This is a genomic window from Spongiibacter thalassae, assembly GCF_012272835.1.
GTDB classification, from domain to species: domain Bacteria; phylum Pseudomonadota; class Gammaproteobacteria; order Pseudomonadales; family Spongiibacteraceae; genus Spongiibacter; species Spongiibacter thalassae.
In genome coordinates this window covers 462,216-487,607 of the sequence record NZ_JAAWWK010000001.1, presented here as the reverse complement: position 1 = coordinate 487,607, position 25,392 = coordinate 462,216, and the positions used below count along the sequence as shown (strand labels likewise).

General features: G+C 58.1%; 19 protein-coding genes. 11 read left to right on the top strand and 8 right to left on the bottom strand.

The genetic code is table 11. The annotated features are described in order from the left end of the window. The first annotated feature begins 59 nt into the window (after nucleotides 1–59). From HCU74_RS01985 to eutC, 3 genes are all read left to right on the top strand, one after another. Nucleotides 60–1,310: a cytochrome P450 gene (locus tag HCU74_RS01985; RefSeq protein ID WP_168448713.1), complete on the top strand. Its 1,251-nt coding sequence runs from the start codon at nucleotides 60–62 to the stop codon at nucleotides 1,308–1,310. Nucleotides 1,311–1,444: 134 nt separating this feature from the next. Continuing rightward, nucleotides 1,445–2,845: an ethanolamine ammonia-lyase subunit EutB gene (locus HCU74_RS01980; protein WP_168448712.1), complete on the top strand. Its 1,401-nt coding sequence runs from the start codon at nucleotides 1,445–1,447 to the stop codon at nucleotides 2,843–2,845. After that, entirely contained in the window at nucleotides 2,842–3,642 is an 801-nt protein-coding gene (gene eutC, locus HCU74_RS01975; RefSeq protein WP_168448711.1) for an ethanolamine ammonia-lyase subunit EutC, read from the top strand. The genes HCU74_RS01980 and eutC overlap by 4 nt, the downstream gene beginning before the upstream one ends. A 7-nt stretch (nucleotides 3,643–3,649) precedes the next feature. Here the strand turns inward: eutC and HCU74_RS01970 are convergent, their stop codons facing one another. The 3 genes from HCU74_RS01970 to HCU74_RS01960 all read right to left on the bottom strand — a co-directional run bounded on the left by HCU74_RS01970 (nucleotide 3,650) and on the right by HCU74_RS01960 (nucleotide 7,862). Next, complete coding sequence (locus HCU74_RS01970; RefSeq protein WP_168448710.1) at nucleotides 3,650–4,696, bottom strand: NAD(P)-dependent alcohol dehydrogenase; 1,047 nt, start codon at nucleotides 4,694–4,696, stop codon at nucleotides 3,650–3,652. Nucleotides 4,697–4,839: 143 nt separating this feature from the next. Beyond that, nucleotides 4,840–6,975 carry a molybdopterin oxidoreductase family protein gene (locus HCU74_RS20250; protein ID WP_345889644.1) on the bottom strand — a complete coding sequence of 712 codons (2,136 nt, stop codon included), beginning with the start codon at nucleotides 6,973–6,975 and terminating at the stop codon, nucleotides 4,840–4,842. Between the two features lie 152 nt (nucleotides 6,976–7,127). After that, complete coding sequence (locus tag HCU74_RS01960) at nucleotides 7,128–7,862, bottom strand: SDR family oxidoreductase (RefSeq protein WP_168448709.1); 735 nt, start codon at nucleotides 7,860–7,862, stop codon at nucleotides 7,128–7,130. Between the two features lie 45 nt (nucleotides 7,863–7,907). On the opposite strand from HCU74_RS01960, the gene HCU74_RS01955 reads away from it, so the two are divergent. The 4 genes from HCU74_RS01955 to HCU74_RS01940 all read left to right on the top strand — a co-directional run bounded on the left by HCU74_RS01955 (nucleotide 7,908) and on the right by HCU74_RS01940 (nucleotide 14,470). After that, a complete protein-coding gene (locus HCU74_RS01955; RefSeq protein WP_246864394.1) occupies nucleotides 7,908–8,762 on the top strand; it encodes a queuosine precursor transporter in 855 nt (284 codons plus the stop codon). A gap of 209 nt (nucleotides 8,763–8,971) precedes the next feature. Continuing rightward, nucleotides 8,972–11,212: a peptidase M19 gene (locus tag HCU74_RS01950; protein ID WP_168448707.1), complete on the top strand. Its 2,241-nt coding sequence runs from the start codon at nucleotides 8,972–8,974 to the stop codon at nucleotides 11,210–11,212. Between the two features lie 65 nt (nucleotides 11,213–11,277). Continuing rightward, entirely contained in the window at nucleotides 11,278–12,735 is a 1,458-nt protein-coding gene (locus tag HCU74_RS01945) for a hypothetical protein (RefSeq protein ID WP_168448706.1), read from the top strand. Between the two features lie 139 nt (nucleotides 12,736–12,874). Beyond that, complete coding sequence (locus HCU74_RS01940) at nucleotides 12,875–14,470, top strand: ABC-F family ATPase (protein ID WP_168448705.1); 1,596 nt, start codon at nucleotides 12,875–12,877, stop codon at nucleotides 14,468–14,470. Nucleotides 14,471–14,494: 24 nt separating this feature from the next. On the opposite strand, the gene HCU74_RS01935 is transcribed toward HCU74_RS01940, so the two are convergent. Then, nucleotides 14,495–15,658 carry a GGDEF domain-containing protein gene (locus HCU74_RS01935; RefSeq protein ID WP_168448704.1) on the bottom strand — a complete coding sequence of 388 codons (1,164 nt, stop codon included), beginning with the start codon at nucleotides 15,656–15,658 and terminating at the stop codon, nucleotides 14,495–14,497. A gap of 343 nt (nucleotides 15,659–16,001) precedes the next feature. Between HCU74_RS01935 and HCU74_RS01930 the strand changes: the two genes are divergently transcribed. Further along, complete coding sequence (locus tag HCU74_RS01930; RefSeq protein WP_210425071.1) at nucleotides 16,002–17,672, top strand: MFS transporter; 1,671 nt, start codon at nucleotides 16,002–16,004, stop codon at nucleotides 17,670–17,672. 21 nt (nucleotides 17,673–17,693) lie between these two features. On the opposite strand, the gene HCU74_RS01925 is transcribed toward HCU74_RS01930, so the two are convergent. Further along, complete coding sequence (locus HCU74_RS01925) at nucleotides 17,694–19,064, bottom strand: malonyl-CoA decarboxylase domain-containing protein (RefSeq protein ID WP_168448703.1); 1,371 nt, start codon at nucleotides 19,062–19,064, stop codon at nucleotides 17,694–17,696. A 231-nt stretch (nucleotides 19,065–19,295) separates the two neighbouring features. On the opposite strand from HCU74_RS01925, the gene HCU74_RS01920 reads away from it, so the two are divergent. The 3 genes from HCU74_RS01920 to HCU74_RS01910 all read left to right on the top strand — a co-directional run bounded on the left by HCU74_RS01920 (nucleotide 19,296) and on the right by HCU74_RS01910 (nucleotide 21,644). Then, nucleotides 19,296–19,619: a 2Fe-2S iron-sulfur cluster-binding protein gene (locus HCU74_RS01920; protein WP_168448702.1), complete on the top strand. Its 324-nt coding sequence runs from the start codon at nucleotides 19,296–19,298 to the stop codon at nucleotides 19,617–19,619. 63 nt (nucleotides 19,620–19,682) lie between these two features. Continuing rightward, nucleotides 19,683–20,900 carry a cytochrome P450 gene (locus HCU74_RS01915; protein ID WP_168448701.1) on the top strand — a complete coding sequence of 406 codons (1,218 nt, stop codon included), beginning with the start codon at nucleotides 19,683–19,685 and terminating at the stop codon, nucleotides 20,898–20,900. 150 nt (nucleotides 20,901–21,050) lie between these two features. Continuing rightward, nucleotides 21,051–21,644, top strand: a complete 594-nt coding sequence (locus HCU74_RS01910; RefSeq protein ID WP_168448700.1) for a TetR family transcriptional regulator — start codon at nucleotides 21,051–21,053, stop codon at nucleotides 21,642–21,644. A gap of 18 nt (nucleotides 21,645–21,662) precedes the next feature. On the opposite strand, the gene HCU74_RS01905 is transcribed toward HCU74_RS01910, so the two are convergent. Genes HCU74_RS01905 through HCU74_RS01895 form a run of 3 tightly spaced genes read right to left on the bottom strand, consistent with a single transcriptional unit; the run spans nucleotide 21,663 to nucleotide 25,372 of the window. Then, nucleotides 21,663–22,832 carry an acyl-CoA dehydrogenase family protein gene (locus HCU74_RS01905; protein WP_168448699.1) on the bottom strand — a complete coding sequence of 390 codons (1,170 nt, stop codon included), beginning with the start codon at nucleotides 22,830–22,832 and terminating at the stop codon, nucleotides 21,663–21,665. A 57-nt stretch (nucleotides 22,833–22,889) separates the two neighbouring features. Beyond that, entirely contained in the window at nucleotides 22,890–23,897 is a 1,008-nt protein-coding gene (locus tag HCU74_RS01900) for a zinc-dependent alcohol dehydrogenase family protein (protein WP_168448698.1), read from the bottom strand. A 56-nt stretch (nucleotides 23,898–23,953) separates the two neighbouring features. Next, nucleotides 23,954–25,372, bottom strand: a complete 1,419-nt coding sequence (locus tag HCU74_RS01895; protein WP_168448697.1) for an aldehyde dehydrogenase family protein — start codon at nucleotides 25,370–25,372, stop codon at nucleotides 23,954–23,956. Nucleotides 25,373–25,392: the final 20 nt, after the last annotated feature.

Sequence of the window (25,392 nt, the reverse complement as noted above, 5' to 3'; positions counted from 1 at the left end):
AAATTACACTCTAGTATATTTTTGTCAATCCACGAACAAGAATAAATTGGAGTCACACCATGCTCGACACCCCAAAGCAGGAAGATACCCCGGCGATAGAAACCATTTTCAACCCCAATTCGATGAGCTACGCGATGAACCCGGGCCCTCAGTGCATAGCCCTTGCCAAACGCGGACGTCTGGTTTGGTATGCACCGTGGATGTGCTGGATTATGACCCGCATGCCGGACATCATGGACTGCTGGAAGCGGGAGTATCTCAGCTCCGACTTTTACGACTGGGAATTCGCCCCGCCCCGCCCCGATGAGGCCACCTGGACGAATTTCGAAAAGGCCCTGGTGGGCCACAGCTTGCTGGCCGATCCTACCCATCACCGCCTGGTTCGCAAAATTACCTCACCGGCCTTTTCCCGCAATGTGGTGGACAATATCAATCGCCGTATTGAACCGGATATTGCGCGCCTGTTCGCCGACCTCGGCGATCCGGAAGAGTTTGACTACATCAGTGAGATTGCCCGCCACATCCCCTTTATCTCCATCACCCGCATGGTGGGTATTCCGGAAAAATACTGGGAGCAGATCAAGGCCTCGGTGTTAACCTTTACCGAAACCTGGAATCCGACAATTTCCGAGGAACGCCGGGCCAAGGCACAGGAAGACAGTAACCGCGCTATCGATGTGTTGATTGAAGTCATCGCTGAACGCCGGGCTGCACCGGTGGAAGACGGCGACTTTCTCAGCGCCCTGCTCAAGGTAGAGGCCGAAAACGACGACTTCGACGAATGGGATATTATTACCCTTATTTTGGCGTTGATCGGCGCTGGGGCAGACACCACACTGATCGCCCAGCAATGGTCCGCCTACGCCCTGCTGAAAAACCCCGACCAGGTGGCTCCGGCGCTCGCCAGCCCCGCAGCCTTCAGCAATGCCTTCAGCGAAATTATGCGCTGGTCTGCCAACTCCAAAATGGGCTTCGCCCGCTACGCTCCCGAAGATATGGAGCTACTCGGGCAGCAGGTGAAAAAAGGTCAGATGGTACTGCTGATGCCCCACCTGAAAGACCATGACCCGGCCCACTTCCCCCACCCGGACACCCTCGATGTAGGACGTCAGATCGACCCCGATGTATTGTTCGGCTACGGCCCACGCTACTGCATTGGCGCGGCGTTGGCCAAACACCAGCTTTATCTGAGCATGCGCGAGCTGTTCAAACGCTTCCCCAACGCACGCTTGGCGGTCGAACCCGAGCGCGACCTTGAAGACCACAATGCAATCTGTTTCAAGTCGCTGAGGGTCAAAACCGGGCTCTAGACCCACCACGCCCCCATCCCTGGGCGGCCGACACCCTCGGCCGCCCTGCCCCGACTTTGCCCACAGGCACAAAGCTTGCTACTTTGAAGACATCGGTGACCACCCTCGGTCACCGTCCTCGGCACGAGGTATCCATGACCTTTTCAGTACAGCTGGGCATACGGCGTCACACTTTCAGCGACCTGCGTCAGCTGTTGGCCAAGGCGTCTCCACCCCGTTCCGGCGACACCCTCGCCGGCATCGCCGCCAACAGCAATGAGGAGCGCGTCGCGGCGCAAATGTGCCTTGCCGATGTCCCCCTCAAGCATTTTTTGGCAGAGTGGGTCGTACCCTATGAAAGCGATGAAGTCACGCGACTGATTTGCGACAGCCACGACGCCACCGCCTTTGCCCCGATCAGTTCGCTGTGCGTGGGCGAATTCCGCGACTGGCTGTTGTCCGATGCTGCCGACAGTCCTGCCCTGCACAAGATTGCCCCCGGCATCACCCCGGAAATGGCCGCAGCGGTAAGCAAGCTGATGCGAGTGCAAGACCTTGTTCTGGTGGCCAAAAAATGTGAAAACATCAGCCGTTTTCGCAACACCATTGGCCTGCGCGGCCACCTGGCGACCCGCCTGCAACCGAACCATCCCAGCGACAACAGCGCCGCCATTGCCGCCAGCATTATCGATGGCCTGCTCTACGGCAGCGGCGATGCCGTAATTGGTGTCAATCCGGCGGGGGACAATATCGGCGGCGTCTGCCACCTTCTCCACCTGCTTGATGATGTGATCCAGCGGTTTGCCATTCCCACCCAGAGCTGTGTACTGACCCACGCCAGCACCAGTATTGAAGCCATTGAGCGAGGCGCACCGCTGGACCTGATGTTCCAGTCCATTGCCGGGACCGAGGCGGCCAATCGCAGTTTTGGTGTAGACCTGGCATTGCTGCGCGAGGCCCAGCACGCGGCGTTGTCCCTCAAACGCGGCACCCTCGGTGACAATGTGATGTACTTTGAAACCGGCCAGGGCAGCGCCCTGTCAGCCAATGCCCATCACGGTGTCGATCAACAAACACTGGAGACCCGCGCCTACGCAGTGGCGCGAACCTTCTCGCCGCTGCTGGTCAACACCGTGGTCGGATTTATTGGTCCGGAATACCTCTACGACGGCAAACAGATTATTCGCGCCGGGCTGGAGGATCACTTCTGCGGCAAACTTCTGGGCTTGCCGATGGGGTGCGATATTTGCTACACCAACCACACCGAAGCCGACCAGGATGATATGGACACCCTGCTCACTGCCTTTGGCGCAGCGGGGGGCAGTTTTATTATGGGCGTACCCGGTGCCGACGATATTATGCTCAACTACCAGAGTACCTCCTTTCACGACGCCCACTATCTGCGCAAGGTGCTCGGTCTGCGTCCGGCACCGGAATTCGAACAGTGGCTGATTGCCAGCGGTGTGTTCGACGGCAATGGGCAACTGCAACACCACGCGACATTACCGCCACACTTTGCTGCAAGCCTGAAATTGGATGGGGGAGCACTCCCATGACGGACCCTGATTATTGGCAGACATTGGGCCGCTACACCAATGCACGCATTGCGCTGGGCCGCAGTGGCAGTTCGCTACCCACCGCCGCCCAGTTGCAATTTCAGCTCGATCACGCCCGTGCCAAAGACGCTGTACACACCACGTTAGCCATTTCCGAGCTGCGCGCCGCGCTGGCGGAACAGGGCGGCGAGGCAAAGCAGGAGATGATCGAAGTACACAGTCGCGCCGCAGACCGCCGTGCCTACCTGCACAACCCTCAACTCGGTCGCGAACTGAGTGAGCCACAGTGGCAGCGTCTGCGCGAGACCGCGACACACGACGGCTGGGCGCAGTGCGACGTGGTATTTATTCTCGGCGATGGTTTATCGGCCCTGGCCAGCCAACGCCACGGCCCGCCCCTGTTTCAGGCCCTTCACACACGCTGCGGGGAACGGGGGCTGCGCTGTTCGCCACTGATTGTGGCCCATCAAGCGCGAGTGGCCCTCGCCGACGATATCGGCGAAGCCGTCAATGCACGGCTAAGTATTATGATGATTGGTGAGCGCCCTGGGTTGAGCGCCGCCGACAGTCTGGGGCTGTATTTATGCTACCAGCCACAGCGCGGCCGCAGCGATGCCGAGCGCAATTGTATTTCCAACATTCACGGGGCGGGACTCGACTATGAGCAGGCCGTGGCGACCTGCTGCTATCTCGTCGACCACGCGTTGAAACGGCAACTCAGTGGCGTACAGCTCAAGGATGATACCGACACCCTGTGTGCGGATGACCACCGCAGAATACCCTTCTGGCGAGATTAATCGGCGACTATAAGCTCGCCATATCAATTACAAACCGGTATTTCACATCACTGCTGACCACTCGATCAAAGGCCTCATTGACCTCCTGCATATTAATCAGCTCAATGTCGGCGGTGATGTCGTGGGTGGCGCAAAAATCCAGCATCTCCTGGGTTTCCTTGATACCACCGATCATCGAGCCGGTGAGGCCACGACGGCCCGCGGTAGCAAAGGAATTCACCATTACCGGCTGGTCGGGCATACCCACCATGCACATCACCGCATCCCGGCGCAGCAGCTTCAGCAGACTATTGACGTCATGCTGGGCTGACACAGTGTCGATGATAAAATCAAACTGCCCGGTCAAGCTGCGCATCATCGCCTTATTGCTGCTAAGTACCACGTGATCGGCTCCGAGTCGGCGGGCATCTTCTGCCTTGCCCTCGCTGCGGGTAAACAGGGTAACCTCGGCGCCAAAGGCATGGGCAAATTTCAAGGCCATATGGCCGAGGCCACCCAGCCCCACCACCCCGACTTTTAATCCGGGGCCTATTTTCCAGTGCCGAAGAGGCGACCAAGTGGTAATTCCCGCACACAACAAGGGTGCGGTGGCCGCCAGATTGAGCTTATTGGAGATCCGCAGGGCAAAGTGCTCGTCAATCACGTAGTTATTGGCATAGCCCCCTTGAGTAATGCGGCCGCTGCCGTCTCGCTCCGGCGCGCCATAGGTGCCGGTCATGCGGTTTTCGCAGTAGTGCTCATCACCGACGTCACAGGGTGCACATTGGCGACAGGAATCGACAATACAGCCTATGCCCACGAAATCTCCGAGGGTAAAGCGGGTGACCGAATCCCCCACCTCCACCACCCGACCGACAATTTCATGGCCTGGCACAATGGGATAATTGGTAAACCCCCATTCATTGCGGGCGGTGTGGATATCCGAGTGGCAAACGCCGCAGTAAAGAATTTCAATTTTAACGTCGCCGGGGCCGAGATCGCGCCGTTGGAAGTCGAAAGGCGCCAGTGGTTTATCCGCCGCAACGGCGGCATACCCTTTCGCGGGAGTAGGCATATTCAGCTCCAGTACCTGATGAGCGCGACACCATTACAGGCATCGCCAAATTGTTGTTGTATTCAGCGGCACGCGATCAGGGCAGCCATCCACTCATGGCGCTTACCCTGAGCGACAAAGCTCCGGCAACCAGGCCTGACCGACTACCCTGCAACGGCTTCCAGCTGCACCGGCACCCCGTTCAGTGCCGCATTGCCGGAAAGCACATCAAGATAAGTCTCGTCGGTCAGATCATTCACACTGACCCCTGCATGGGCTTCCGCTCGCTTCCATTGTGTACCGATACCGTGATGACCCCAGCCGTGGGGTATGCTCACCACCCCCGGCATGATCTCATCGCTGATGACGGCGGGCAAGGTAACACTGCCCACCCGTGAGGACACCTTTAACAGGCTCATTTCCTCTATTCCCAGCTGCGCCGCGTCGTCGGGATGTACCAGCACCGTACAGCGGTTTTTCCCTTTTACCAGTCGCTGGCTGTTGTGCAGCCAGGAATTATTGCTGCGCACATCGCGCCGGCCGATCAATACATAGTCTGCGGCCTGGCGGTCGCGGAAGAAAGCCTCGTTGACACGGCGCAGGTCGTCTAGGAAAAAATCCGCACTGAGATGTATTTTTCTATCGGAATGGAACAGGGCAGCGGGCAGCTGCGCTTGCAGAGGACCGAGATCAATGCCGTGGGGCGTGCGCTTGAGACGACTCAAGGTGACACCGCCAAAGGGCTTCCAGCCAACGCCGTAAGGCCCCTGACGCAGCAAAATCGCCAGCATCCCGGTGGGCCCGAGTCGCTTCTCTATGGCACGGGTCAATCGCTCTTTCAGATTGCGCGGCGGCTGCAAGCGGTCTCGCAGTCCCAGCGATATCTGCCAGTCATGACGGGCGTCTTCCCCGGGGGGGAACAGGGCCGGGGCATATCGGGCATTATTGCGCACTGCCAGTAAATTAAAGATCACATCGTAGTGCTCGCGCTCCAGCGGACTCACCGGCGGCAGAATAAAGTCGGCGTGTCGGCTGCTTTCATTGATATAGAAATCCATCGACACCAACAAATCGAGGCTGGCAAAGGCCACATCCAACTGCTCGCCGTTCGGGGTAGACAATACCGGGTTGCCCGCCTGCAACAGCAAGCCGCGAATCTGTCCGTCACCGGGGGTAAGAATTTCCTCCGCCAGCGCCGCCACCGGTAGCTCGCCACCAAACTCCGGTAAACCCCGCACACGGCTATGATAGCGCCCCATATGGCCGCGGCCGGTTTTGGGGAGGATATTGGCCGCCGGAGTAGTGAACATCAGCCCACCCTCCCGATCGAGGGAACCGGTAAGAATATTGAACAGCATAATCAGGTACTGGCACAGGGTACCAAACTCCTGCACCGACACCCCCATACGACCGTAAAGCACGGGATTACTGGCGGCACAGAAATCATCCACCAACTGTTTGATGGTGTCCGCCGACATACCGGTATAGTCCGCCACCCGCTCCGGGCTGTACTCAGCGAAATACGCGCGCAAACTGGCCGGTGCCGCATCCAGATGGGCCGCGCACTGGCCAGCATCGGCCCGATCACTGGCAAACAGATAGTTGAGCATGGCGAGTAATATCAGCACGTCGGTGCCCGGGCGAACAAAGTGGTGCTCATCAGCCAATTCTGCCGTGGGTGTACGACGTGGGTCGACCACAACGACTTTGCCCCGAGCCTTGACCCGTTTCAGGCGGCCGCGAACATCGGCCACACTCATAATGCTGCCATTGGAGGCCAGCGGATTGGCGCCGAAGATCAGAAAGTGGTCGCAGCGATCGATATCCGGAACGGGAATCCGCAGCTGATGACCAAACAGTTTCCACGACACAATATGGTGGGGCAACTGATCCACCGAGGTCGCGGAAAATTTGTTGCGGGTATTCAGCGCCCGCAGCAAACCGCCATTGAGCAGCATGGAGCCGGTGTTATGTACATTTGGATTGCCCAAATATACCGCCATCGCGTCGTTGCCGTGCTCGTCCTGCAGGCTTTTGATTCGCGCAGCGACCTTGTCCAGGGCCTCGTCCCACTCCAGTTCGTGCCACTCGCCATTGCGTTTTTCCATGGGCTTGCGCAGGCGCTCGGGGTCTTCGTACAAATCCTTCAAGGCCAGTGCCTTGGGGCAAATATGCCCGCGGCTGAAGGGATCCTGCTCATCGCCTTTGATGCTGACGATTTCGTCGTTCTCCACCTTCACCGCGACACCACACATCGCCTCACAGAGATTACAGGTTCTGAAATAAGTAGCCGATTTCACGGTGGTCGTCCTCGCTTGTTATTGTATCGACGCCAGGTCAATTGTAAGGGCCGCCAAGGCCAGCAATGTATTCACCGAAAACACACTAGCAAGTTTGCAGCGGCAATGCACTTGTTTATCACGCCTGGACAAGCCCCCGCTGTCGCGCTCCGCTAGCTGGAAATATGCCCACCCCGCGGCCGCAGCACCCACTCTTCGGTCACGACGTTTCGGTCTGCCTGGTAGAGGTGAACAAAGGCCCGGGCAACGTCTTCGCAGGGCATCAATGTCTCCTGCGCCACCCCGGTATTTTCCCAGGACGGAGACCAGGTCGGCCCCGGCAACACACAGCACACGCGAATGTCTTCGCCGCGCAATTCTTCCCGCAGGGCTTTACAGAATCCCATCACCCCGTGCTTGGCCGCGCAGTAGGCCGACACCCCCGCATACCCCTCAATGCCCGCCGTTGATGCCATCGTGAACACATCACCCCGCCCCAGGGTGCACATATCCGCCACAAAGGCCTTGCTCATCAAAAAGACACTGCGCAGATTGGTGGCCACAATGCGGTCAAAATCCGCCACCGCCATCGCCGCCACCGGATCGCCCAGCCACTGCCCGGCATTATTGATCAGCACCGACACTGCCCCCTGACGCCGATTCACCTCTGCGTGCAGCTGGGCCACCTGATCGGCGTCGCTGACATCACAGGGGTATAGCTCAATATCAGCGCAGGAGCCCACCGCAAGGCAGGTCTCACGCACCTCGGCCAGCTTGTCAGCATTGCGGGCCACAAGGGCAAGCCTCACCTTCAGCGCGGCAAACTGGCGGGCGATTTCGGCGCCAATTCCCTGTGAGGCGCCACTAATCAGCACCAGTGGCGCGCTATGTGTTTGACTCGGGGTCATATTCTGTCCTGTTGCATTGTTTTGAGAATAACCAAGAGCGTAGTATTGTGCACAGTCCGCCCGCCCTCAGCCAATCCGTATCCCGCTATGATCGACAATATCGTTAACAACCGCGCCAACAAACTGTTCGTATTACTCGGCGGTTTCTTTATTGCCAACGCCCTTATCGCCGAGTTTATCGGGGTAAAGATTTTCTCGCTGGAGCAAAGCCTGAATATCGAGCCGGTGTCATTGAGCTTCTTTGGCGTCGACAACCTGGCCTTTAACCTCACCGCCGGTGTGCTGCTGTGGCCCTTTGTCTTTGTCCTTACCGATCTGATTAACGAGTATTATGGCTCACGGGGAGTGAAGCTGCTGTCATTCCTCACCGCCGGACTGATTATTTACGCCTTTGCGATGATTTACACCGGCATCCACCTCGCCCCCGCTGACTTCTGGCCCCAATCCCATATCAATCCAGCACTTTCTGCCGCAGAGCAGCAGGCCATAACAGCAAAGGTCAGCGACTACGATTACGCCTATGGTCTGGTGTTCGGCCAGGGGCTATGGATTGTGGTCGGCTCACTGACCGCCTTTCTGGTGGGCCAGATTATCGACGTGATGGTCTTTCAGCGGATCAAGCACTACACCGGGGAACGCTTTATCTGGCTGCGCGCCACCGGATCGACCCTGGTCAGCCAATTTATCGACAGCTTTGTGGTGTTATTTATTGCCTTTTACATTGGCGCGGACTGGGGCCTGTCGTTGGTTCTGGCCATCGGTATCGTCAACTATCTGTATAAATTCACCATGGCCATGGCACTGACCCCGGTGCTTTATCTGGCCCACGGCCTCATCGAGCGCTATCTCGGCCACGAACAGGCCGCCGAGATGAAGCTGGCCGCACGCCAGGGGCATTAACCGCCCCTGGGCAAGTGCGACCCAACGCACAAAAACCGGCACCCAAAAGCTTCCCCGAGCACGACAGCAATCGAATGTCCCGATATGTCATTGTTTGCATCCGAGGGCATAGTGCTAATATGTTAGCAATGAGTACACCCTCCGCCCCCAGCGATATAACAAAACCTGCGGAGTCTGGTGACGACCGTTAACAGTCTGTGGACCTGCCTATGAAAGTTGCCCTGCCCTTACTCGCTGCCGCCTACCTGACCCTGTCTGCCTGTGGCGGCTCGTCCAGCGCCAATTCCCCTGCTACCCCCGCGACCGGAACGCCTTCCGGTGGCGGTAACGGCCAGACTGAGGCGCCGGTGAACCGCTTTGCCGCCAGCAAGGGCTGCTATGCACTGCAGTCGCCAGAAACCGGGCAGTTTGCCGTTGCCACCGCTGACGGCTACACCCTGTCGACGGCGGAACTGAGCAGCGCAGAGGGTTTTTACATGCAGCCCTCCAATCTCGGTACTTACCTGCTGTACACCAAAGACGAAAAGCTGCTCACCGCCAATACCGGCCTCACCAATGCGGGCACCGTCACCGCCAATGATGCCGCCAGCGACGACGCGATCTGGGCATTGGATATCAGCGGCGACAATGCCAGCTTTATCGCCGAGAACAGCGGCCAGCAACTACAGGTGAACGACAACGGCGAGCTGGTCATCGGCGAGCCCGGCAGTGAGCCCAATACCCTGTTTGCCCTGGTGCCCAGCTCGGGTTGCGCCACCTATCCCGAAATGCCCACCGGCATTATCGGCGACACCTACAAAGGTCAGGGCGTGAACAAGCCTATTGTCGGCTTTGCCGATGTCCACACCCATATGGGTATGTCCAGCGAGATGTCCTACGCCGGTGATGTCGGTCCATCGGCCGGCGGTGTGCTCTACGGTGAGGTCATCCACCGCTTCGGCGTTCCCCACGCACTGGAGGATTGCGAAGACTTCCACGGCCCCAACGGCTCCCGCGATGCCAACTTTATCCTCGACCAAAGCACTGCTGGCGGCCATGACACCCAGGGCTGGCCAACCTTTGTCGATTGGCCGCGGCGCAACTACCTCACCCACCAGGTTATGTATTACCGCTGGGTTGAGCGCGCCTACCTCGCCGGCCTTCGGCTGATGGTCAACCACGGCACCAATATTGCCGCGCTGTGCCGAGTGGGCCAGAGCTACGCGGGGCGGCCCGACGCCGACTGTGACGATATGGGCGTGGCGGTAAAACAGGTGCAGTATCTCTACGACGTGCAGGACTATATCGACGCCCAGCACGGCGGCCCGGGCAAGGGCTGGTATCGCATTGTGAAAAGCCCGATGGAGGCCCGTGAGGTCATCAACGACGGCAAGCTGGCGGTAATTCTCGGCGTGGAAGTGGCCCAGGTATTAAGCTGCGGGGTGACCTTCAATCCCGACGGCAGCGAAACCCGTAAATGCGACCAGGATCAGGTTGACTCGGAAATCCAGCGCCTGTGGGACCTCGGCGTTCGTCATATCTACCCCTACCACGACATTGACAGTTCCCTCGGCGGTACCGGGATCTTCAACGGCAGTACCATGAATTTTCTCAACTACATGGACACGGGCCGCTTTATGACCACCTCGGAATGCCGCGAATACCCCACTGACGAACCGGCGGTGCGCACCCCCGGCGCCGAGATGGCTACCGCGATTCCCGGCACCGGCAGCGACCCGCTGACCCAGGCCATTATCGAGTCTACCCAGGGCGCTACCCCCACCTACCCGCCGGGGCGGCGCTGTAATGCCCGCACGGTTACCGATCTGGGAGCCTACACCCTCAACGCTCTGATGGATCGTGGCATGGTCATTGATATTGACCATGCGGCCTACCACAGCAAAGACATCATGCTGGATATCGCCGAGCAGCGTACCCCCGTCTACCCCATGGCCAGCTCCCACGACGCCCACGGCGGCCTGACCAGTGACCAGGCAGTGCGCATGCTCAAGGCCGGCGGCACTATCTACCCCTACAAGGGCAATGGCATTAAACACGTCGAGTTTATGGAAAAACTGAAATTCTGGCGGGAAAAAGCCGGAGTCAATACCACCCAGGTAATGGGACTGGGCTATGGCGCTGACGCCAATGGATTTGGCGGTCACCCAGGCCCCCGTGGTGGCGACTCGGAACCGGTAAGCTATCCCTTTACCCTGTTCAGTGGCGATGGCTGGGGCCCCCAATTCAACAACATCAAACCCGTCACCGTGGAAATGCTGACCATCCCCGAAAGCGGCAAGTTCTGGCATATCGACGAAACCGGCATGAGCCACTACGGTCTGGTTGCGGACTTTGTTGAGGAGGTACGACTGGAGGGCGGACAGGAGGCCATCGACGCCCTCTTCAATTCCGCAGAAGCCTATGTGCAAATGTGGGAACGGGCCTACTACTCTGCTAACCCCGCGCCCTGACCGGCCGTGGTCACCGGCCAGCTGCACTGGCAGCGACCGGTGACCCACCAACGATACAGCCCAGTATGAATCGACTACCCGCCCTGATCCTTGCCGTCAGTCTGTCCCTTGTGCCACAGACGCTGCTGGCCCATTCCTTCGGCGAGCCCTATAAACTGCCCATGCCCTATTGGATGTACATCTACGGGGCACTGGCGGCACTGATTCTGTCGTTTCTGGTACTAGCCTGTTTTTATCAGTCAGAGCCACAGGCCACGCCCTGGCGCAAGGTGATTCAGCTGCCACGCTGGCTGCGACACCGGGCCGTTACTCTTGCTTTGAAGTTGTCCCTGCTGATGCTGTTTGTTCTGGCGGTGACCACCGGATTGGTTGGCAATCAGGACAGTTACCGCAATTTCAATATGACGTTTTTCTGGATCGTATTCGCTCTGGGTGGCTGCTATCTCAGCGCGCTGATCGGCGACTGGTACCGCTACCTAAGCCCGTGGCGCACCCTGAGCGACGGCATCAACATCCTGGCCAAGGGCTTCAATCAGGGGCGCCTTCGCTATCCCCGGCGTCTCGCCTACTGGCCGGCACTTGTGCTGTATATGACCTTTATCAGTCTGGAGTTGTTCGGCGAAACCCGGCCCTTTTCCCTGTCGATCATTTTGCTGGCCTACACCCTCATCAATCTGCTGGCAGTGTGGCTGGTCGGCGCTCAGGCCTGGTTTCGCTACGGTGAGTTTTTTGCGGTCATGTTCCGCCTGACTGCGATGATGTCTCCGCTGACCTTTTCGCGTCGCCCCGAGGACCAGTCCAGGCGCATACACATCGTGCTGCGCGCCCCCTTTTCCGGCCTTATCGACCAACGTGTTGAGCACCCCAGCCTGCTGGTGTTTTTGCTGTTCATGCTGTCCTCTACAGCCTTCGACGGCTTGCGGGAAACCAGCCTCTGGTTCGGCCTTTTCTGGAAAGACCCCCTCAATATCCTGACACCACTGATTGGCGAACCACCGATCTACGCCTACGTCTGGCTGCGCCCTTGGTATCTGTTCTACGAATTTATCACCCTGCTGCTGTCACCCCTTATCTACCTCGGTCTGTTTGTCGGCTTTCTGTGGCTGGGCAAATTACTGACCCGCAGCGCAATCCCCCTCGGCCAACTGGCGATGCAATTTGGCTATAGCCTGCTGCCAATTGCCCTGGTCTATCACATCACCCACTACTACACCCTGCTGCTCAGCCAGGGGATAAAAATCCGCGCACTGGCCTCAGACCCCTTTGCCTGGGGCTGGAATCTGTTTGGCAACGCCATTACCGGCCGCATCCCGATACTTCCCGATATGGGCGCGGTGTGGAACAGCCAAGTCTGGCTGATTCTGTTGGGACATATTGCCAGTGTCTACCTGGCCCACGTCGAGGCCCTGCGTCGCTTTCCTTCTGCCCGTCAGGCGGCCCTCAGTCAACTGCCCATGTTAATGCTAATGGTGATCTTTACCGCCGCCGGACTGTGGATACTGGCCCAGCCGTTGCAGGGCTAGTGCCACCTGCTTCGGCCGGCCAAACGTTAATTATCACCCTCCGCAAACTCGACGCAGGCCCGGCAAACCCTTATAGTGCGCCCTCTTTGCGTCATTCAGTACGCCCGCCCTCCACTCAGCCACGCTCGGGAATATTCCATTGATCTCTACCGCCAACATCACCATGCAATTTGGTGCCAAGCCCCTTTTTGAAAATATTTCGGTCAAGTTCGGCGACGGCAATCGCTATGGCCTTATCGGAGCCAACGGCTGCGGCAAGTCCACCTTTATGAAAATTCTCGACGGCAGCCTTAAACCGACCTCGGGCAATGTTTCCATCACCCCGAACGAGCGCATCGGCAAACTCCACCAGGATCAGTTCGCCTTTGAGGAATTCTCGGTGATCGACACCGTTATCATGGGCCACACCGAACTGTGGGAAGTAAAAAAGGAGCGCGACCGCATTTATTCGCTGGCGGAGATGTCAGAGGAAGATGGCATGAAGGTCGCCGAGCTGGAAACCCAGTTTATGGAAATGGACGGCTACAGCGCCGAAAGCCGTGCCGGGGAAATTCTGCTGGGTGCAGGTATTGCCCAGGAACTGCACTTCGGCCCCATGAGCGAAGTCGCCCCCGGCTGGAAACTGCGGGTATTACTGGCCCAGGCGCTGTTTTCAGACCCTGATATTCTGCTGCTGGACGAGCCGACCAACAACCTCGATATCAACACCATTCGCTGGCTGGAAGATGTGCTCAACGAGCGCAAAAGCACCATGGTGATAATCTCCCACGACCGCCACTTTCTGAATGCGGTGTGCACCCACATGGCAGATATCGACTACGGCGAGCTGCGGGTCTACCCCGGCAACTACGACGACTTTATGCGCGCCGCCACCGCTGCCCGCGAGCGCCTGCAGTCTCAGAACGCGAAAAAATCGGCCCAGATCGCCGACCTCCAGCAGTTTGTCAGCCGTTTCTCCGCCAACGCCTCCAAGGCCAAGCAGGCGACCAGCCGGGCCAAACAAATCGAGAAAATCCAGCTGGACGAAATCAAGGCCTCCAGCCGGGTGTCTCCCTACATCCGCTTCAAGCAGGACAAAAAGCTGCACCGCCAGGCACTGACACTGGAAAATGTCGGCCACGGCTTTGACCAGTCGCTGTTCACCAAGGGCAATATGATTCTCGACGCCGGCACCCGCCTCGCGGTCATCGGTGAAAACGGTGCAGGTAAAACCACCTTTCTGCGCTGCCTGATGAAGGAGCTGGAAGCCAAAGAGGGCAATGTCAAGTGGGCTGAAAACGCCAGCCTCGGCTACTGCCCCCAGGACAGCAGCGACGATTTTGACACCGCAATGAATTTGTTTGAATGGATGAGCCAGTGGCGCAAACCCAGCCATGACGACCAGATTGTCCGCGCCACCCTGGGCCGTCTGCTGTTCTCCTCCGACGATTTCAACAAGGAGGTTCGAGTGTGCTCCGGGGGAGAGAAAAACCGCCTGTTGTTCGGCAAATTGATGATGATGGACACCAATGTGTTAATCATGGATGAGCCGACCAACCACCTCGACATGGAAGCCATCGAGGCGCTGAACCTTGCCCTGGAACACTACGAGGGCACGCTGATTTTCGCCAGCCACGACCGTGAGTTCGTTTCGTCGCTGGCCACTCGCGTGGTGGAAATCAAGGATAATTCACTGGTGGATTTCCAGGGGACCTACGATGAGCTGCTGGCCAATCAGGCGGCCAACAGCCACTGAGCAGACAGGGAGGCGTTGATCTCCCTAGCTCTGACAATACACCACATTAGCCCCGCCATTTTGCTGGGCCAGACTCAAGGACGAACTGGCCCGGGTCACCCCCGCAGAGAACTCTCCGGGGCGGGCGGCGACCGCCACACCGCTACTGATGGTAATCCCCTCATCGACCCCGCTCAGTACCAGCGCCTCGACGCCCTGGCGAATGTCCTCCGCGCGGCGTCGGGCCACCTCCATCGTGCCCCGCTGACACAACACGGTAAAGGTTCCGTCATCCCCCCGACAGATCACGTCATCGTTTTCGGTTTTCGCCGCAATCACCGCCGCCACCGATCGCAGCGCATCCTCGGCAACAGCCTCGCCACTGCGCTGCACGATTCCTGAATAATCGTCGATCTGACAAACGATACATCCCATCGGCAGCGCGGATTTTTCGGCCAATTTGGCCAGCGGGTAAACATAGTCGTTGAGAAAGGCCGGCTTAAACACCCCGGTGACCGGGTCGGTCAAGCTCCCTTGCAGACGGTCAGCGTGTTTGCTCGCCGCCTCTTCCTGAGCCCGCTGGCGGGCATACTCGCTAAAAAAGTTAATCACTACCAGCAGCGCCAGCAATACACAGCTGCCAACCACCTCCACCACGGTGTAGTCAGCGCCGGGAATGGCCGGCCACAGCAAACCGATGTAAACCACCGCAAATATCGCAACGGCGATCAACATGCCGCCAAAGGCCCCGAGCAGAACAAACTGCCAACACAGCAGTGGCGCCAACAAATAGAGTTCAAAACCATGCAAATCGCCGGCATACATCAGGCCGACGAGCAGCACCGCAACAATACCACCGAGGTACACCGCCGAGCGCGGCAGGTTCCTGCGCAGCAGCTCGTAGCCGAGGGTCGCGAGAATCGCCACACCACCGCCACCGCTAAACAACAGCACCGTCAAATCGAGAGCGCCGATGGCGTATTTGGCATAGGTAAAGCCCGCCAAAATCAGACCGGCAAACAGCACTGAGGCGTAAAACACCAAACTGCGACGATGGCGCTCGGCAAGGCTGGCGTCGCTGTAGCGCCGCAACAGTACCGACACCCGGGCATAGGCCGGAGCGGCAACCACGGCACTTCCATGTGCAGGATTTTCTTCCCCCTGTTGAGGGGTTTCGGCGGGGGCCTGATTCAAAATCGTTCTCTCCATGATGCAAAACCAATCCTGTCGCCACGTTTTTCAGCGGACAGGTGTTAGGGGACGATAACCGCGCAATGATAACCGAATTCATTTTTAGCGGGTATTTCCGTGCACGCTTTATACCAGTATTTGACCGTGCAAAACGTGCCTGACAGCAGACATCGGCTCGCTGCCGGACTAACGAGTCGCGGCGGTGGCGTGGTAGTATTGCCTGCGATAACAACAGACCACGACGGTCAGCTGAGTTCAACATCATCGAATTTTAATTACGTGCGCTCATCACCACACCTTCTCCGGCAAACATACAACAAGGTCGGTTTTTTCCGAGCACACATCAACACCGGATTAAACTGTGACACAAGCCGCCGACAAGCCTGTAATCGCTGCACCGTCTCCCCTGGCGCCCCTTAAAGAACCGGTATTCCGCCGCATATGGACCACCAGCCTGCTGGCTAACTTCGGCCAACTGGTACTCGGTGTTGCCGTCGCCTGGGAGATGACCCGATTGACCTCCTCTGCCAGCATGGTAGCGCTGGTACAAACCGCCATGATGTTGCCACTGATGCTGGTCGCCCTTCCCGCCGGGGCCATCGCCGATATGTTCGACCGCCGCAAGGTCGCCATGGTCGGCCTGGGCATCGCTGCACTGTTTGGCTCCATTTTGTCGGCACTGGCCTTTTTCCAACTGACCAGCCCGTGGATACTTTTGCTGTTCTGCTCGCTGATCGGCTCCGGTGTGGCGCTGTACGCCCCCGCCTGGCAGTCATCGATCGGGGAACAGGTCAAACCGGCGGATGTCCCCGCCGCCATCGCCCTGGGCACGGTGAGCTACAATATTGCCCGTAGCTTCGGTCCGGCACTGGGCGGGGTTCTCGTCCTGGCTGCCGGGGTACAGACGGCCTTTGCCTTTAACGCCCTGGCGTATTTGCCGCTGATTGTTGCGTTTTTTCTCTGGCGACGCACCCAGACCACCTCGCGTTTACCCCCGGAGCGGATCACCCGCGCCATGGTCTCCGGCGCGCGCTATGCCTTCCACTCAACGATTATTCGCACCGTGCTGATCCGCATTTTTATCTTCGGTGTAGCCGGTGCCACCGCCACCGCGCTGGCGCCGTTAATGGCCAAGGATTTGCTACAGGGCGACGCCAGTATTTACGGCATTCTCCTGGGCGCAAACGGTGTGGGCGCGGTCTCCGGCGCGGTGCTAATCAATCGTATGCGCGCCAATTTCAGCGTTGAAACCGCGGCGACGATACTCGCCATCGCCGGGGGACTGTGCCTGATTGTCATGGGCGTCAGTCGCTCACTGCCATTAACCTGCATCGGTATGTTTCTGGTCGGCGGGGTGAGCATGTTGACCATCTCACTGTTCAATATTGCGGTACAGATATCGGTGCCCCGCTGGGTGACGGCCCGAGCGATTTCGCTGTATACCTCCTCCTTGACCGGCGGCATCGCGGTAGGCGCCTGGTTGTGGGGAGTCGTTGCCAACCACTGGACAGTGGGCAATGCGATTATCGCCTCCGGCTTGTTTATGCTGGCACTGCCACTGTTTGGTTTGTTCCTGCGCCTGCCCAGGGAAATTACCGCGAGCACCGATATGGTGTCGATTGCCAACGAGCCCGAAGTGGCCCTACCGATTACCATGCGCTCAGGCCCCATTGTGATCGAGGTGGAATACCGCATTGCCGCCGAAAATGCCCGTCCGTTTTACAACGCCATGCTCGATATTCAGAACCTGCAATTGCGCAACGGCGGCTTCGACTGGTCTCTGACCCGTGACATCGGTGACCCGACCCTGTGGGTGGAGCGGTATCACTGCCCCACATGGGCCGACTATCTGCGAATGCGCGACCGCCTCACCCTGGCGGATATGGCCGCCCATGAGCGGGTTAAATCCTACATGATCGAGGGGGAATCACGGCGAATTCGCCGCAGTTTGGAACGGCCCTTCGGCTCGGTACGCATGAACGCGGAAACACCGGACCTGCTCAAAGATCCCGTGGTTTACAACGGGCCTTGAGATTATTTCGATACGCGGGGCTTATACCCCCTCCAGATGCTCCGTGTTCAGGCCCGCGGCCTTCGCCTGCTTTAGCACGGCGCCGGCCACAGGCAGTTTGCCCCCCTGCAACAGGGTGAGGTTGCTTTCCATTTGGCGCAGATTGTAGCCGTAATTCACCATCATACCCGCGGCATTGCGCAGGCCGTTTTTCGACATATCGCCGAATAGATTGATGCGATGAATATAGGCCCCATTGCGCAGATGAAAACGCGCCACCGAATTGAGGGGCCGGCCTCCCTCCATCGTGGTCAGGTATTCCAGACACTTCCGCGACAACAGCTTTTCCAGCTCAGGGCGCCACGGCGGCTCCGGCGTACTCACCAATGAGTCCAACGCGGAATCGAGGGTGACCGGCGAGAATGGCAGGTTGTCGAAATCCGCCTCGACCACATGGCTGTCCAGCCAACTGCGAAAACCAGGCACCGGCGACAGGGTAACGAAGGTGTGCAGATCAGGCAGTTCACTGCGCAGCTCCTTCACCGCCTGTTTGATCAGGTACTCACCAAAGCTGATTCCCCGCAGCCCCTTTTGGGGACTGGTAATGGAATAAAACACCGCCGTATCTGCCTCCTCGGGGTCGGTAATCGGCGTCTCCACATCCAGTAATTGTTGCACATTGGCGGCGATACCACGGTTCAACGCTACGTGTAATATCGTCAGCGGCTCCTGGGGCATACGCGGGTGAAACAGGGTGTAACAGCGACGATCACCGTCCAGCCGGTTTTTAAGATCTTTCCACGACACGATGGAATGATTGGCCTCGTATTCGGTCAACTTCTCCAGTACGCTACCCGGCGACATCCAGGTAACCCGCTCAATATCCAGAAAGCCGGGATCGAACCACAGTTTGAACAGATTGGCGAAATCCGCATCCAGGGTTTTCAGCTCCCGGTGCCTGCGCGTCAGCGCCAGTATTTCACTGCGCATATCCACCAGAAACTTGACCCCATCGGGCAGGCTGGTAAACCGTGTCAGCAGCGCCATGCGCCGGGGCTGCAAGGCCCGGCTCAGCGCCAGGGCCGCACCCTCGCAGTCGTCGTCGCGACACTGCTGATAGCGTTCAATACAGCGATCAATCTCGCTTCGATCCGGGCCGAACTCCCTCAGCAGCATCAGTAATACCTCGGCACGGGTTTCTTCGTCGAAAGCCGCATAGGCCGCCCCGAGGCGAGCGGCGCGATTGCGCGCATCGACCTCGCCAAAGGGCGCATCGATACAGGTCTGGGCCTCCCGGCGAAACTCCTCCAGCGTTAATTCCGCTTTTTCTGCTTTACCGATGGCGGGTGCAGCGAACAAATACTTTTGCACGCTCTGCTTCCAGCGACTCAATTTGGTGTTAACAGTTGGCATAGGCACTTCTGTATTCAAGGAAAAGATTCCGGGCGCAGTCGCACCGGTTGGCGGCGAACACCACCCCATGGTGAAAATATACTAGCAGCTGCCCTGACGTATGTCGCGACAGCCTCCGCCGATCAACTGCGCATTCAGCCCGTCCCCCGCGAAGTGAATTTTGCGATTGACACGGGCCCTGTAATTTTATCTAATACTTTTAGATTTAACTTAAAAGGGGCTCCGCAGGGCATGGTGAAAATAGTTTTTGAATCCCACGATGGCAGCGAACGCACCGAACTTGAGCTCAGCCCCGGCGGCTCAGTGATGGAAGCGGCCGCCGCCAATAACATCGATGGCATCCTCGCCGATTGCGGCGGCTCGATGGTATGTGGCACCTGCCACGCTTTCGTCAGCCCGGAGTGGTTCGAGAAATTGCCCGAACAAAGCGAGATGGAGAGCGCCCTGCTGGAGTACGTTCCCGATCCCCAGCCCAATGCTCGGCTATGCTGTCAACTTGAGGTCAGCGACGCCATCGACGGTATCACCTTCACCTTGCCCGAAAGCCAGCGCTGAGCCGCTGCGAAAAGCGTCAAAAATTTTATCGTTCAAGACAATAACATTTCCGAGGACACGCTCATGAACTCAACCGTCAACGACCATATCCCCGACCACGTCCCCGCCGACCTGGTGGTCAGTTACGACTATCACGGCGACCCACGCCTCACCAACGAGGTTCACGCCAGCCTGCAAGTGCTGCACGATGAGGCGCCGCCAGTATTTTATACCCCCAGGAATGGCGGCCATTGGGTGGTGACCCGCTTTGACGAAATCAAAAAGGTGGTCGAGGACTATGAAGTGTTTTCCGCCAAGGAAATGCAGATTCCGCGCATCGAGAATCCCCCTTACTTCATTCCATTGAATGTCGATCCACCGAACAACATCCCCTACCGCCAGGCATTGATGCCCGCGTTTTCACCCAAGGCCATCAAGGCGCTGGAAGCTAAGATTCGCCAATGGGCCGGGGAAATTATCGACAACGCCCTCGCCAAGGGCGACGGCTTCGACTTCATTCAGGAAGTGGCCTCGGTTTACCCGGTGAGCATCTTTATGGAGTTAATGGGCATGCCGATGGATAGGCTGTGGGAGTTCCGCAATCTGTCCGATGAGTTTTTCTCCACTAACGACCAGCAGAAAATCCATCAGCTGAGCGGCCAGATCATTATGGCCATGACGGAAATTCTCGAGCAGAAAAAGGCCGCCCCCGCCGACGACCTGATGAGTCACATCCTCAATATCAAGGTAAAGGGGGAGCCGATCAGCCTCGAAGAAATGCAGAATATGTGCTTTTTGCTGTTCCTCGGTGGCATGGATACCGTGGCCAACGTCACTGGCTACAGCTTCCGCCAGCTGGCCAATATGCCCGAGCTGCAACAGCGTCTGCACGACAACCCGGCAGATATCGCCAAATTCACCGACGAAGCCATTCGCATGTTCGGCGTTATCAGCAATCCGCGCATTGTCGCCAAAGACGCCGAAGTGTTTGGTGTGAAGTTCAAAAAGGACGATATGGTATTGTGCCTGCTGCCGATCTCCGGCCGCGACGATCGCAAAAATGGCAATCCCCATGTATTTGACATCGACCGCAGCAAGGAAGACGGTCATACCCTGACTTTCTCCTCCGGCCCTCATATGTGTCTGGGCAGTTTCCTCGCCCGCTCTGAAATTCGCATTCTGGTAGAAGAGTGGTTCAAACGGGTCGCGCGCTATGAAATCGTCCCCGGCACCGAACTGGGCTATCGCACCGGATTTTCACTGGCACTGACCGAGCTGCCATTGAACACCGTCAAAAGCTGACGCCGGCGCCCCTGCCCGCGCAATTACCGTGGCGCGTTAGTTTTACTCCTCCCCTGATTGGGCTTGTCTGTTACAATCGACAGCCCTGACAGGGGCGTTTTCCTCATCGGGCGGCGCTAACACCAGTTTTTCAAACAAAGGGATTTTTCAGTGGGACGACCATCAAAACCGATTATTTCCAAATCCAGTGCGGCGCGGGCAGCCCTGGCGGTAATCGATGAACAGGGCATTGACGGCCTTAGTCTGCAACGGGTCGCCAAGGAACTCGGCGTAAAAGCGCCGTCCCTGTACTACCACTTCAAGAACAAGGCAGAATTACTCGCCGAGGTCGCCCGACGCATTCTCAAAGATGCGGAAGTGCCAGACCTGGAACAATATGACAACTGGCGTGAGGCGCAAATTTCCCTTGCCCTTGCCACCCGCGCGTCGATTCTCAAACACCCGAAAGCAGCACCCCTGCTGCTACAGTTTTTCCCCCGTCACTTGATGCTCGCTGCCTATAACACCTGGACTGGGCGTTTTGATGTGCCGCTGAATCAGCGCATGGTGATTATTGAAGGGGTCGAAAAACTGACCTTTGGCTCGGCCCTGCTCGGCGCGATGAGTCGCGGCGCAGGCACCCCGCCGATGCCCGACTTCGATGCCGAGCAGTTCCCCGACCTGGCCGCATCAATGGCGGCAGACCCCCACAGCGAAGCGGAAATGTTCGAGGAAACCCTGCGCAAGTTTCTCTACGCTTTTTAACAACTTTCCCGAAACAAACTACGCCGCTGACAGGGCGCGCCAGATGATGTTTTTCTGAACTTCACTGGTGCCGCCATAGATGGTTTGCGCCCTCTCGAACAGATAGGCATCTGCCCAGACCGGGCCCTCCGGGCAACTTCCCGCCAGAGCGGCGCTCCATTGCGACTCATCCCGGGCCGGATAAGCCAACGCCGACAGGCCCGCAATATCCACCCCCAGGCGGGTAATTGCCTGAGCCAGCTCGGTGCACTGAATTTTCAGCGCCGATACCGCCGCTGCCGGCAAGCTTCCTCCCAGGCTGCGGAACACCGACATTTCCGCATTGGCTACGCGCACTTCCAGGACGGCGAAACGCGCCGCCCAAAGCGGTTCTTCAAGCAAGTCCTGTGACAAAGCCCAGTCACGCAGCGCCTGCAAATCCCGTTTTTTACGCCCGATGTGGGCATAAGAGAGGCGCTCATGCTTCAACAGATAATTGGCGTAGTGCCAACCCTGCCCTTCATCACCGATACGATTGGCCACCGGTACCCGCACGTTATCGAAGTGAACACGGTTGAGTTCGTGGCTGCCATTCATAGTAATAATCGGTTCAACGGTGACCCCGGGGGCACTCATTTCCACACAGACAAAACTGATGCCCTGCTGCTTTTTCTCTTCACGGGAGGTGCGCACCAGGCAGAATATCCAGTCCGCCCAGTGGGCAAGGGTCGTCCAGATTTTGCTGCCGTTGAGCACATAGTGATCGCCGTCGCGCCGGGCCTGCAAGCCGAGACTGGCCAGATCCGAACCCGCTTCCGGCTCTGAATAGCCCTGGGCCCAAAATGCTTTGGAGGACAGAATATTCGGCAACCACCGCTGCTGTTGCTCAGGACTGCCAAACTCCGCAATCACCGGCGCAACATAAATTATCGCCATCGGCACCAGATTGGGTGCCCCCGCCAGCTCCAGCTCCTCCTCAAAGATATAGCGCTGTACAGGACTCCAACCGGGGCCGCCAAACTCCTGAGGCAGGGTGAAACCCAGCCAACCACGGGACTGTAATGCCTGCTGTGAGAGTTCCTGGTCGAGTTTCTCCAGGCGCTGTCCTCGACGAATTTTGTCGAGAATCGACGCGGGATAGTCGCGTTGAAAAAACTCCCGCACCTCGGCGCGAAAGCGTTCTTCCTCCTGGCTAAAACCCAGTTCCATCGCACCCTCTCTGGCATATGTGTGACGGCGACATAACAGACAGCTGCCGAAAATTTGCTACATCGTTACCACAATTTTGCCAAAGTGGCCGCCGCTCTCCTGGTAGCGAAAGGCCTCCGCCAGCGACTCCAAAGCAAATATTTTGTCGTCGATCACCGGGCGAATGCCATTAACGTCGATGGCGCGAATCATGTCCTGCTGCTGGCGGCGACTGCCGACGGTGATCCCCTTAACCTTCAACTGACGCCCCATAATAGCGGCAGTCGGCACTTCGCCACTGAAGCCGGCCAGCACACCGATCATTGAAATATGGCCACCGTTGCGACAACTTTGCATGGACTGGGCAAAGGTGCCCGCGCCACCAATCTCGACTACATGGTCTACCCCGCGTCCCTGGGTCAGCGCCATGACCTGGGCCGACCACTCGGGATACTCGCGGTAGTTCACCACTTCGTCGGCACCCAGTGCGCGGAGTTTTTCCATCTTGGCCGGCGACGATGTGGTGGCAATCACCCTCGCCCCCGCCGCCTTGGCAAACTGCAGGGCAAACAGTGATACACCACCGGTGCCTTGAACCAGCACGGTGTCACCAGGTTTGATCCCGCCCTCGTATACCAGTGCCCGCCACGCGGTGACCGCTGCGCAGGGCAGGGTCGCCGCTTCTTCGTGACTGTAGCCCACCGGAGCGTGGGTCAAGCCAGTTTGCGGCACTGTTGCCTCGGTGCAGGCAAAACCATCAATGCCATCGCCAAAGGTCAGGCTATGGTGTCTGTCCTGAACGTCACCATCGACACAGTCACTGAAAAAGGTGCTCACCACTCTGTCACCCACGGCGAATTCGCTTACCCCTTCGCCCACCGCGGTCACCACACCAGCGCCATCAGACATGGGAACTCTGCCATCTTCGCTGGGCAAATGGCCTACCGCCACCAGGTAGTCGTGGTAGTTAAGTGAGGTGGCATGCACCCGCAATGAGACTTCCCCCGGGCCCGGTGCAGCAACACTGCGCTGATCAACATATAAATTGTCCAAGCCACCGGGCTTTTTCACACGCACAACGGTCATGCAGTCGCTTCCTGTTTTGATTATCTGGATTGCCGCGGGGCGCACCCCGCCTGCGATTATTTGGGTATGTAGATCGCCTTGGGCAGAGTGAATTCCAGCAGGCCGTGCAGCCCGTTCTCACAACCAATGCCCGACTGTTTATGTCCCGCCAGCGGCGTCATCGGCGTCGATTGCAGATTCTGGTTTATCCACACTGTGCCAGTGTCCAGTCGGTGAGCGATCGCCACAGCCTGGTCGATGTCCTTCGACCACACCGCCCCGGCCAGACCATATTCACTGTTATTTGCCCGCTCGACTACCTCATCCACCGAGCTGAATTTCAGTAGAGGCAGAATCGGACCAAAAGCTTCCTCGGTGACCACGCGGCTATCTTCAGGAGGATTGTCCACCAGGGTCAAGGGCAGGAAGTAACCCTTGTCCGGCACCGGGCCACCCTCCAACACAGTCAAGCCAAGCTCCCGGGCCTCATTCATCAAGCCTTTCACCCGCTCGTACTGGGGTTTGTTCTGCACCGGCCCAAATACACTGCCCTCGTTCATGCCATCGCCCACCGGCATCACCTTGGCCAGTCCGTGAAGCTTATCCCGCAGGGCATCGTAGATATCCTCGTGGATATACATACGCTTGGTGGCGATACAGATTTGTGCAGTATTGTAGAAGGCGCCCATAAACAGGGTTTGCGCAACTTCGTCGAGGTCGACGTCGGGCATGATAATCGCTGCATCATTGCCACCCAGCTCCAGGGTGATCCGCTTCAGATCGCTGGCCGCCGAGGCCATGATGCGCTTGCCCGTAGCGGTAGAACCGGTGAAGGAAATTTTGTCAAAGCCGGGGTGTGCGGTCATCATCGGCCCCAGTGCGTCACCGCCGCTGATAACATTCAGCACGCCCGCAGGCAGAACATCCAGCAGCAGCTCGGCGATACGCAGCATCGCCAGCGGGGTGAACGGCGAGGGCTTCAATACCATGGTATTACCCGCCAGCAACGCATGGGAAATTTTCCAGAATGCCAGCAACACAGGAAAATTCCACGGCACAATAGCGGCGACCACGCCCACGGGTACCCGGTGCACCTCGACTCGACGCTCGTCGGTATCTTCGGTGACATCCACCGGCAGTGAATGCATACCCATGCCCTGCAACCAACCGGCTGCGCCGAGTATTTCTTCCTTGGCGAAGGCCAGTGGCCTGCCTTGCTCAAGGGTAAAAATACGCGCCAGCTCGTCGGCATTTGCAGTAAGGACCTTGGCCGCCTCGCCCAGCACTTTGCGCCGTTCATTGTAGGCCGTGGCCTTCCAACCGGGAAACGCTGCGCGAGCGGCCTTTACCGCTGCATCCAGATCAGCCTGCTGGGCATCCGGCGCAGTGGCAAACACTTCACCCAGCGCCGGGTTAACCACATCGATGCGCGCGCTGCCGCGCACACGCTGGCCGCCGATGGTCATGGGGAAATCAAATTCAGTGGATTCTGTCATGGGTCTTCGCTTCCATTATT